The following is a 1,246-nucleotide window of genomic DNA, read 5'->3' on the forward strand; positions in this document are numbered from 1 at the left end:
GCCGGTCTCGCCGGTCAGGGCCAACCCCTTCTCCCGGGCCCTCCCGATGAGCTGCTCCACGAGCCGGCCGTCCACCACGTCATCCTGCTTCACCGTCGCCACGGCTTCACCCTCCACGTCGATCTTCACGTCACTCATTACGGTTCCTCCTATTCAGGAGTTACACCGAAAATCGTACAGACCCGCCGCACCAGAAGATCGGCCGTATCTTTCTCGATTGGTCCTGAGTGTGCCACGATATCTTGCAAAGTAGATGGGGGACAGATAATGGTGAAAAGCCGAATTGCGGTGATGACAGCGTTTCTTACACTTCTCGTCGGAACCTGCACTGCCTGCAACACGGAGAACCGATCTACTGATGGGTTGCCGTCGATCAATTCTTTGGAAGATGCCCGAGGGGCTGTATCCAACCATCTCGACTGCTTGGATGACCCACCCTCACCCACTACTGTCATGGGGGATGACGGACAGATACCTGCCGAATCGGTGAAGTGCACTCAAACGGCCGAGATCTTTTACTTCACATCGCAAGATGCCCGTGACGATGCATACAACTTGATGGCTGGCACGGCGGAGACTGGCGGCTCCGTGTACTTCGCCGAGGGAAGGAACTGGTTCGTCGTTGATTACTCCGAGGTGGGGCTCGGCGCCACAGATCCTGAAACCTTGGACCTCTCAGTTCTATCTGAACCTCTTGGCACTCGTTTCACTGAAGTGAAGTAGCGCTGAACGCCCGCGGGCGGATGGTGAGTTCAGTCGGTCGTTGCAACACCCCCTATTGATGCGAGGTGTTGTGAGTGTCATCGAAGAAGGAACGGATTGTTCAGGAGGCACGGTTCTGGGTATTGATGGCCCAGGGGTCTACGCTGACCGCGGCCTGTGATGCTGTAGGCGTGAATCGACGAACTGGACAACGTTGGCGCCGGGCAACCGGCGGTCGTATCCCGCGCGCTAAGCCTGAGCCCTCGGGCCGGTACCTCTGTTTGGAGGAACGATTACGGATAGCTGACCTGCACCTGGCCGGGCACGGCGTGAGGGAGATCGCCCGAGAGATAGGCCGGTGTTCTTCGACGGTCAGCCGCGAACTACACCGGGGCGAACCACCCACGGGTGTCCGTAGACGAGCGTCGAGCCAGACGAAGTACGCCCCGTACGCTGCCCAGAAACGAGCAGAGCTATTGGGCCGGCGGCCAAAAGCCAGTAAGTTCGATGACCTGGAACTAGCCTCGTTGGTGCAGGCTAAGTT

The 1,246-nt window shown here is 58.4% G+C and carries 2 protein-coding genes and 1 pseudogene; 2 read left to right on the forward strand and 1 reads right to left on the reverse strand.

Annotation, left to right across the window (positions count from 1 at the left end):
• A pseudogene (locus tag IWX64_RS17425) lies at positions 1-138 on the reverse strand (IS256 family transposase); the annotation flags it as partial.
• 315 nt (positions 139-453) lie between these two features.
• On the opposite strand from IWX64_RS17425, the gene IWX64_RS16845 reads away from it, so the two are divergent.
• Together IWX64_RS16845 and IWX64_RS17430 are read left to right on the forward strand one after the other, a co-directional pair.
• The gene (locus tag IWX64_RS16845) at positions 454-723 is read left to right on the forward strand and encodes a hypothetical protein (protein WP_196868272.1); all 270 of its coding nucleotides are present in this window, start codon (positions 454-456) and stop codon (positions 721-723) included.
• Between the two features lie 74 nt (positions 724-797).
• On the forward strand, positions 798-1,246 hold a 449-nt coding region (locus tag IWX64_RS17430), incomplete at its 3' end, for a helix-turn-helix domain-containing protein (protein ID WP_442859074.1).

Source organism: Arthrobacter sp. CAN_A212 (assembly GCF_015752345.1).
Taxonomy (GTDB): domain Bacteria; phylum Actinomycetota; class Actinomycetes; order Actinomycetales; family Micrococcaceae; genus Arthrobacter_D.

What these genes read in the sequence shown, in the direction of transcription:
- IWX64_RS16845 (WP_196868272.1), top strand. Translation starts at nt 454, where the DNA reads ATGGGGGATGACGGACAGATACCTGCCGAATCGGTGAAGTGCACTCAA.